7 protein-coding genes are annotated in these 9,128 nt (G+C 61.5%); 1 reads left to right on the top strand and 6 read right to left on the bottom strand.

The window, feature by feature from the left end:
• Positions 1 to 66 precede the first annotated feature (66 nt).
• From BTW08_RS12640 to BTW08_RS12630, 3 genes are read right to left on the bottom strand one after another with little or no spacing between them, the layout of a single operon-like run.
• Positions 67 to 690: a cytochrome c oxidase subunit 3 gene (locus BTW08_RS12640; RefSeq protein WP_075562862.1), complete on the bottom strand. Its 624-nt coding sequence runs from the start codon at positions 688 to 690 to the stop codon at positions 67 to 69.
• Positions 687 to 2,795 (bottom strand): cbb3-type cytochrome c oxidase subunit I, encoded by a 2,109-nt coding sequence (locus BTW08_RS12635; RefSeq protein ID WP_075562861.1) that lies wholly within the window; start codon positions 2,793 to 2,795, stop codon positions 687 to 689. The genes BTW08_RS12640 and BTW08_RS12635 overlap by 4 nt, the downstream gene beginning before the upstream one ends.
• On the bottom strand, positions 2,792 to 3,811 hold the full coding sequence (locus BTW08_RS12630) for a hypothetical protein (protein ID WP_075562860.1): 1,020 nt from the start codon (positions 3,809 to 3,811) through the stop codon (positions 2,792 to 2,794). The genes BTW08_RS12635 and BTW08_RS12630 overlap by 4 nt, the downstream gene beginning before the upstream one ends.
• Positions 3,812 to 4,399: 588 nt before the next feature.
• Here BTW08_RS12630 and BTW08_RS12625 point away from each other — a divergent pair.
• Positions 4,400 to 5,863: a catalase gene (locus BTW08_RS12625; protein WP_075562859.1), complete on the top strand. Its 1,464-nt coding sequence runs from the start codon at positions 4,400 to 4,402 to the stop codon at positions 5,861 to 5,863.
• Between the two features lie 182 nt (positions 5,864 to 6,045).
• Here the strand turns inward: BTW08_RS12625 and BTW08_RS12620 are convergent, their stop codons facing one another.
• The 3 genes from BTW08_RS12620 to BTW08_RS12610 form a co-directional block, all read right to left on the bottom strand.
• Positions 6,046 to 7,089 (bottom strand): nucleoid-associated protein, encoded by a 1,044-nt coding sequence (locus tag BTW08_RS12620; protein WP_075562858.1) that lies wholly within the window; start codon positions 7,087 to 7,089, stop codon positions 6,046 to 6,048.
• Positions 7,090 to 7,194: 105 nt separating this feature from the next.
• The gene (locus BTW08_RS12615; RefSeq protein WP_075562857.1) at positions 7,195 to 7,956 is read right to left on the bottom strand and encodes an ABC transporter permease; all 762 of its coding nucleotides are present in this window, start codon (positions 7,954 to 7,956) and stop codon (positions 7,195 to 7,197) included.
• Complete coding sequence (locus BTW08_RS12610) at positions 7,953 to 8,990, bottom strand: ABC transporter ATP-binding protein (protein WP_083627845.1); 1,038 nt, start codon at positions 8,988 to 8,990, stop codon at positions 7,953 to 7,955. Before BTW08_RS12610 ends, BTW08_RS12615 begins: the two co-directional genes overlap by 4 nt.
• Positions 8,991 to 9,128: the final 138 nt, after the last annotated feature.

Below are 9,128 nucleotides of genomic sequence, written 5' to 3'. Positions count from 1 at the left end.
CCCACAGATAGGTGCGTAACTCGCTGGATTTCTCCTGGGCTTCCTGCTCGGAAAGTTGGCGATGGCTCATACGATGCCTCCCAGATAGACCAGCGAGAAGATTCCGATCCAGACCACATCCAGGAAGTGCCAGAGGATCGCCAGCCGCATCAGCCCGGTCTTGGTGGGCGTATCGAGACCGTGCACGGCAATCTGGCCGAGCAGGGCGATCAACCAGATGCAGGCACCGGTCACGTGAAGCCCGTGGAGCGGCACCAGGGCAAAGAAAGCGGACAGAAAGCCGCTCCGGCTAGGCACGCCGCCTTCGGTGAACATCTTGTGAAAGTCGTAGAGCTCATGGGCGAGAAAGCCAAGGCCCAGCAGCAGCGTTACCAGCAACCAGGCCACCAGCACCTTGCGGTCGGTGCGATATTTCAGCGTTAGCGACGCCATGCCGAACGTGAAGCTGCTGACCAGCAGCAGCATCGTCTCGATGAAGGCACTCTTGAGCTCGAACAGCTCGCCGGGGCCGGGGCCGCCAGCGGTGCCGCCGAGCATGGTGACGTAGGTCGCGAAGAGCAGACCGAACAGAATCAGATCACTCATCATGAACACCCAGAAGCCGAAGACGAACTCCTCGCTGGCTTCGTGGGCATCGCCGTGGGCGTGTCCCAGATTGAGGCCGGGGTGGCGGCTCGGTGTCGCAGTCATTGGATGGCTCCCTCGAGCGGTGACATGGCTAGCCCCTGATTGGCCGGCGTCTGTTCTTCGCGCCGGGAGACGGGCCGAATACGGCTGACGCGCTCGAGCCAGGCCTCGTGCTCCCGGCGCACCGTCTGTGCGGGGATCGTCCGGGTACGCTGGCGAACGTAGCCTCGTGCCACCAGCGCGATCAGGCTGACGATGCCCGCCGCCACCACCAGCCACCATTCGTACCAGGTCAGGCCGAAGGCGATCAGAAAGCCGGTGGCGGCCATGATCGGCCCCATGGCGCTGTTGGCCGGCATCACGATATCCGTGTACTCGTCCGGCCGCGGGTGCGCGCCACGGCCATTCTCCTTCTGGCGCATGTAGGCATCGCGGCTGTGGACTTCGGGAATGACCGGGAAGTTGTACTCCGGCGGTGGCGCCGACACCGACCACTCCAGGCTGCGGCCATCCCAGGGATCGCCCGCCGGCACGCGGTTGGCGTCCCGATCCCGGATGCTGATCCAGAGCTGGACCAGCAACAGCAGCATGGCCAGCAGAATGATCAGCGCGCCGACAGCGGCGGCCAATGTCCACGGCAGGTAAGCCGGTTCGAAAAAGGCCGCCGATCGCCGAGGCATCCCCAGTACGCCGAGGGCATAGAGGGGGAAGAACGCCAGCATGAACCCGACGATCCAGCACAGCGCCGCGCGCCGACCCCAGCGCTCCTCCAGGCGGAAGCCGAAGGCCTTGGGAAACCAGAAGTTGGTGCCGCCCAGCATCCCGAACAGCAGCCCGGGAATCAGCATATTGTGGAAGTGTGCGACCAAAAACAGCGAGTTGTGGATCTGATAGTCCACGCTCGGCACCGCCAGGATGATCCCGGTCAGCCCGCCGATCGCAAACAGCATGATGAAGCCGACCGCGTAGATCATCGGTACCGCAAAGCGGATACGGCCGCGGAACATCGTCAGCATCCAGTCGTACACTTTGACCCCGGTGGGAATGCCGATCAGCATCGTGGCGATACCGAAGATCGCGTTGATGTGCGCGCTCTGACCCATGGTGAAAAAGTGGTGGAGCCAGACCGTGAACGAAAGAACGGCGATGGCCATCGTGGCGATCACCAAGGCGCCGTAGCCGTAGAGTTTCTTGCCGGAAAAGGTCGAGAAGATTTCCGAGAAGATGCCGAATGCCGGCAGGATCAGGATATAGACTTCCGGATGGCCGAACGCCCAGAACAGATTGACGTAATTCATCATGTTGCCGCCGAGATCGGCGGTGAAGAAGTGAAAGTCGAGATAGCGGTCCAGCGCCAGCAGCGCCGTCGCCACGGTCAGCGGCGGCATGCCGAAGATCATCAGGATCGCCGTGCACAGCGCCGTCCAGGTAAACAGCGGCAGGCGGAACCAGCTCATGCCCGGTGCGCGTTTCTTGTAGATGGTCACGGCGAAATTGATGCCGGTGAGCGTCGACGACAGCGTCGACAGGGTCACCGCCCAGATCCAGTAGTCGACGCCGGCGCCGGGGTTGGCCGCGCTTTCGGTAAACGAGGGATAGCCGCTCCAGCCGCCGGTGGAAAACGGCGCCAGAATCAATGACACCATGACGAGTGCCGCACCGGCTGCGGTCAGGCCCAGGCTGACCGAGTTCATCACCGGAAACGACAGATCCCGGGTGCCGATCTGCAGTGGCATCAAGTAGTTGATAATGCCGGTCAGAAACGGCATCGCCATGAAGAACACCATGATGGTGCCGTGGGTCGTGAATAGCTGCCCGAAGTGCTCGGCGGTGAGGAATCCGCCTCCCAGCCCTACGGCCTGCTGCAGGCGCATGAACACCGCCTCGATCACCGCGCGCGCCAGCATCACCAGCGCGATGACGATAAACATGATGCCGATCTTCTTGTGATCGGGGCTGGTCAGCCATTCGGACCACAGCCAGCGCCAGCGGCGGGTCCATGTCAGCACGCCGATGGCGATCAGGCCGCCGAGGATCACCATGGCGCCGGCGCCGCTGGCGATGATCGCGTTGACGATGTTCTTGGTCGTCGGATCGACGACGGCGTCCCAGAACGGTAACGCGCTCCAGTCCAGGCGACCCAATACCCATTCTGTCCAATGATTCATGGCCGAGCCTCCCGCGAACCCGATACGTCGCTGGCGACGCCTGCCGACTCGGTCGAGATCGATGACCAGTCGGGCGATACATGGTCGACGATATCGCTGAACAGGTCGTCGGGCAGGTGGCCGAAACGAAGTCGTCCGGCGTCGTCGTCCCGGCCTTTACCGTCACCATCGTTGTTGCTGCCGACATCGGCGCGGGCGAGAGACTGCGCCAGCGTCCTGCCAGTGTTCTGCGCCATCAGTCGATCGAACATCCGGGCATCCAGCGTCATGCCGTCGTCACCCGTGTGAGCGACGAAGTTGTGGAATGTCTGCTCATCGACGACGCGAGTCACGAAGCGTTGATGCGAGAACCCCTTGCCGTTGTACTGCATGTTCTTGCCCGGGAACTCGCCGATATGGTCCGCTTCCAGATGCAGCTGGGTCACCATGCGGTTCATGACATCGATCTGGCTGCCGAGCGCCGGAATGAAGAATCCTTGCATGACGCTGGCGGAGGTCAGCTCCAGAGCCAGAGGGCGGTGAGCGGGAACGACCAGCTCGTTGACGGTCGCGATGCCCTGATCGGGGTAGATGAACAGCCATTTCCAGTCGAAGCCGACCACCTGCACCCGCAAGGGTTCGGTCTTCTGATCGCCTTGAATGGGGCGGTACGGATCCAGTGCCAAGGTGCTACGCCAGGCGACCGTGGCGAGCACCACGACGACGAGGAAAGGAATACCCCAGATGGCGATATCGGCCAGCTTGGAAAAGCCCCAGCGAGGGCGATAAGCCGACTGGGCGCCGTAGCGATAGCGGATCACGATCCAGGGGGTCAGGATCAGTACCGGTAGCACCACGATCGATGTCAGCGCGATGATCAAGCCGAACTGGTGGCGTTGGGCGGTAGCAACGGGCCCTTGAGGATCGAGAAACGAGATGGGGGTCTGACTGCATCCGGTAAGCAGGATCGATAGCAGTCCGGCCGAGAGCGCGCGATAGCGACAGGCCGTTTGAGCGGTGACAGGGGGATGGGACACGATGACCTCGGTGAAACGTCCTTGTTACGAAACTTACCGGCCGATGACCGATACCGTTAGCTCATTAACTATAGAAATGTTTGGCGATGGTGCCACTGTCAGCGGTGCCATCGAGCGGTGCGGATCAGCGTGATAACCATGAAATTTGCCCATGGGCGGTATTGGTCGCGACTATCAGTCCCGGGTCGCTGACAAGGCAGTGCCTATCACGCAGCCCTTGCGGCATCTGGCGCTGCCCGTTTTGGCTGTCGGGATGAAGCGTGGGCGTGTCCTACATTCGGCGTGACGTTGCCCTAAAGTCGGTTTTCCACGGTTGGACAGTGTCCAGGGTTCACTCTATAAGTTGTGGTGCGCCCGTATGGGGTAGCCGTCTTGCTCGGCTGGGTCTATGCACCTGAGCCGGGGATGGCTTAGGCGGGCAGAATTCAGGCGATCGTGTCGCAGACCTGACATCCGAGTCTCCTTGGCCATGTGGCAGTAGACTCGTTGCGACCACTCCTATTAGTAGGACATCTAGTAGGGCATCGCCAAGAGGTTTCAGTGCAAGGCGATCATCGTCTTGCGGCGTTGAATTAGGGAGAGATCATCGTGACCAGCGACAACCGCAAACCGACGACGACGGATGCCGGCATTCCGGTAGCGAGCGAAGAAAATTCGCTTTCCGTAGGCCCTGATGGCCCGATCGTGCTTCACGATCACTACCTGATGGAGCAGATGGCGGCGTTCAACCGTGAGATGATTCCGGATCGTCAGCCGCATGCCAAGGGCGGCGGTGCCTTCGGCCACTTCGAGGTGACCCACGACGTCAGCCGATATACCAAGGCGAAATTTCTCCAGCCGGGCAAGACGACCGAGATGGTTGCGCGCTTCTCGACCGTCGCCGGCGAAGGCGGCAGCCCGGACACCTGGCGCGACCCGCGCGGTTTCGCGCTCAAGTTCTATACCGAGGAAGGCAACTTCGACATGGTGGGTAACAATACCCCCGTGTTCTTCGTCCGCGATCCGATGAAGTTCCAGCACTTCATCCACTCCCAGAAGCGCCGGGCCGACAACGGTCTGCGCGATCACGACATGCAGTGGGACTTCTGGACCATGGCACCGGAATCGGCCCACCAGGTGACTTGGCTGATGGGCGACCGCGGCGTGCCGGCAAGCTGGCGGCACATGAATGGATACTCCAGCCACACTTACATGTGGGTGAACGAGCAGAGTGAGCGTTTCTGGGTCAAGTATCACTTCAAGACCGACCAGGGCATCAAGTGCATGACCCAGGAGCAGGCCGACGAGATGGCCGGTAGCGATGCCGACTATCACCGCCGCGACCTGTTCAATGCGATCAAGCGCGGCGACTACCCGACCTGGACACTGCAGGTTCAGATCATGCCGTTCGAGGATGCCAAGACCTACCGCATCAATCCGTTCGATCTGACCAAGGTCTGGCCGCACGACGACTATCCGTTGATGGAAGTCGGCAAGATGAAGCTGGATCGCAATCCGGAAGACTTCCATACCCAGATCGAACAGGCTGCCTTCGAACCCAACAACATGGTTCCCGGTACTGGACTGTCGCCGGACAAGATGCTGCTGGCACGCTCCATCTCCTATGCCGATGCGCACCGCGCGCGTCTCGGGGTGAACTACAAGCACATCCCGGTCAACACGCCCAAGGCGCCGGTCAACAGCTACAGCAAGGGCGGCGCGATGCGCATGCATAACGCCAGCGATCCGGTCTACGCACCGAACAGCAAGGGGGGCTCCAAGGCCGATCCCGAACGTTATCCGGAAGATGCGGTATGGCAGGCCGACGGCGAGTTCGTCCGCGCTGCCTACACGCTGCGACCGGCGGACGACGACTACAGCCAGGCCAATGACCTCGTCAACAAGGTGATGGATGACGCGGCCCGCGACCGGCTGGTCAACAACGTGGTTGGTCACGTCTCCGGTGGCGTCGAGGAGCCGGTGCTTTCTCGTGTGTTCGAGTACTGGCGCAACATCGATGCGACCATCGGTCGGCGCATCGAGGAAGGCGTCAAGGCCAATCGCGGCCAGTAAGTCGTTCAGTGCCTGAATGGCGGTAAAAAGACGGCCCACTCCTCGCAAGAGGAGTGGGCCGTTGTCGTTGTGAACGCCGTTATGAGCGTCGTTCTGAGCCCGTTGAGTATCGTTTTGAGCTTCGCGATGAGCGCAGTCGCGCGTGTCGCTACCGGCCTCGATTCCGAGACAGCGTCAGCGTCTCAGCCCTTGCGCTCCTTGATCTGATCCTTCAACTGCCCGGGCACCTGCTTGATGATCAGGCGGTCGCGCTCGTCGTCGTATTCGATGCTGTTGCCGAGCAGGTGGGAGTCGAAGCTGATCGACACGCCGCTGGCGCGCCCGGCAAAGCGCTTGAACTGCTGCAGGGTACGCTTGTCCGGCGGAATCTCGGCGGCGAGGCCATAGTCCTGATTGCGGATATAGTCGTAGAACGCCTTGGGATGCTGCTCATCGACCAGCTCCGAGAGCTCGTCCAGCGTGATCGGTTCGCCGCGCTTGGCCTGCGCGTTGGCATAGTCGATCAATGTCCCGGTCTTCTCGCGGCTGGCTTCCTCGGGGAGGTCCTCGCTCTCGACATAATCGCTGAACGCCTTGAGTAGCGTGCGGGTTTCCGCGCCCGCGTTGATGCCCTCCTGACAGCCCAGCCACAGCCTGAAATCTTCCACCAGTTTTTTGTTGCCGCGGTCCTGAACGTAGGCGATGTACTGGCGAGAGCCGCCGTTCTGCCACTGGGTCAGGTCGATACGCGCGGCCAGCATCAACTGGCCCAGGTTGAGCTGCTGCACGGGCACGAGATTGAGCTCGGCATCGAAGCCATAGCCGTCACGCTGATGCAGCAGGGCCAACGTCAGGTACTCCGCTTCGCCCTGGCGATAGTGGGTAAACCACCAGTGGCCGCCGACCGATAGATGCTGGTCGATCAGCGGCAACAGACTCTGGGTGGCTTCGCGGGTGAAATCGGTGAAGTTCGACTCTCCACTCCGATAGCGTTCCAGCTCGAAGGCGAATCGCGACGACAACGCGGGGCCGGCGTCATTATTCACCGCGTTATCGGTGTCCTCCTCCCCGCCACTTCCACCGAAGTGGCCCCAGGCCTTGGGTTTGCCGTGAAAGCTCGAGTTGAAACTCGCCAGCAGCGACTCCGCCGTCGCGGTATCGACCATGGATTCGCCGCTGGCCATGGTGGCCGGCTGGTCATCGGCGTGCTTGTCGACGCGGTGCGCGCAGGTTTGCAGTATCGGCATGACGTGACTCGTGAAGCGTGAAAGGGCGGGTGGCTATTCGGCGACCCGCGAAGAACGGGGAGGGCGGCTTTGGCTTCCGCCTTCCGGTCCGGACCTGGCTATACGTCAGGGGCGCAGCCGATAGCCGGTGCGGAAGATCCAACTGATGACGCCCAGGCTTACCGCCAGGAAGACGCCGATCATGACCAGACTGGCAACGACGCTGACATCGCTGATGCCGTAAAAGCTCCAGCGGAAACCGCTGACCAGATAGACCACCGGGTTGGCCAGCGTCACCCCCTGCCAGAACGACGGCAGCATATCGATGGAATAGAAGCTGCCGCCGAGAAAGGTCAGGGGCGTGATGATCAGCAACGGCACCAGCTGCAGCTTCTCGAAGCTGTCCGCCCAGATTCCGATGATGAATCCGAGCAGGCTGAAGGTGAGCGCGGTCAGCAACAGAAACAGCATCATCATGAACGGATGCTGGATATGCAGATCGACGAAGAAGTTGGCCGTGCCCAGAATCACCAGCCCCAGAATGGCGGACTTCGATGCCGCCGCGCCGACATAGCCGAGCACGATCTCGAAGTACGAGATCGGTGCCGACAGCAGTTCGTAGATGGTGCCGGTGAACTTGGGGAAGAAGATCCCGAACGAGGCATTCGAGACGCTCTGCGTCAGCAGCATCAGCATGATCAGGCCGGGCACGATGAACGCCCCGTAGCTGACGCCTTCGACTTCCTGAATGCGCGAGCCGATGGCGGCACCGAAAACGACGAAGTAGAGCGACGTCGAGATCACCGGCGAAATCAGGCTCTGCAGCAGCGTGCGTCCGGCGCGAGCCATTTCGAAGACATAGATGGAGCGAACGGCTTGCAGATTCATGGGCGCTCTCTGACCAGGTTGACGAAGATATCTTCCAGCGAACTCTGCTTGGTGTGCAGATCCTTGAAGCGAATGCCGGCGGCCTCGATCTCGTTGATCAGCGCGCTGATGCTGACGTGCTCGCTGTCCCCGGCCTCGCTGGCGTCGTAGGTGTAGACCAGCACGCTGCCTTCCTCGGCCAGCGTCAGCGGGTGGTGGGCCAGCGCGGGGGGCACGCTTGCCAACGGCGTCAGCAGATGCAGCGTCAACTGCTTGCTGCCGAGCTGTCGCATCAGTGCCGCCTTCTCCCGTACCAGCACGATCTCGCCGCCGTTGATGACCCCGATGCGATCGGCCATCTCCTCGGCTTCCTCGATGTAGTGCGTGGTCAGAATGATGGTCACGCCACTGTTACGAAGCTCTCTCACGACTTCCCACATGTCGCGACGCAGTTCGACGTCTACCCCGGCGGTGGGCTCGTCGAGAAACAGGATCTCGGGTTCATGGCCCAGCGCCTTGGCGATCAGCACGCGTCGTTTCATGCCGCCGGAGAGCGTAATCAGCTTGTTGTTGCGCTTGTCCCACAGCGACAGCGACTTCAGCACGCGCTCCAGATGGGCATCGTTGGGCGCCTTGCCGAACAGCCCGCGGCTGAAGCGCACCGTGTTCCAGACGGTCTCGAAGGCGTCACTGGTCAGCTCCTGAGGGACCAGGCCGATCTTGGCGCGCGCGGCGCGGTAGTCGGTGACGCTGTCGTGACCGTCGACCACCACACTCCCGGAGCTGGCGTTGACCAGTCCGCAGATGATGCTGATCAAGGTGGTCTTGCCGGCCCCGTTGGGGCCGAGCAGGGCGAATATCTCGCCGCGCTGGATCTCCAGGTCGATCTGCTTCAGCGCTTCGAAACCGGAGTCGTAACGTTTGGAGAGACCGGTAATGGCAATCACCGGCGCAGGTTGAGCGCCGGGATTTTCGGACTGCGCGTCGACCGGCGTGTCGACGGTGGCATCGCTGGATGCCGCGCGCTCGGGCGCTAGGGGCGTCTCGTGACTCATGAAGGCGATACATCGTGACGTGAAGGGCCACTATTGTAGGCGAAAAACACCGGCAGGCGAAAAACATAAGCAGGTTAAGAACATCGGCAGGTAAAAATTGAGCTGGCTGTAGCCGGGAGTGGTCGTCATCGCATTGAT

This window comes from Salinicola sp. MH3R3-1 (assembly GCF_001937155.1).
In the GTDB taxonomy this organism is placed as follows: Bacteria; Pseudomonadota; Gammaproteobacteria; order Pseudomonadales; family Halomonadaceae; genus Salinicola; species Salinicola halophyticus.
This window is presented reverse-complemented; position numbering and strand designations above follow the sequence as displayed.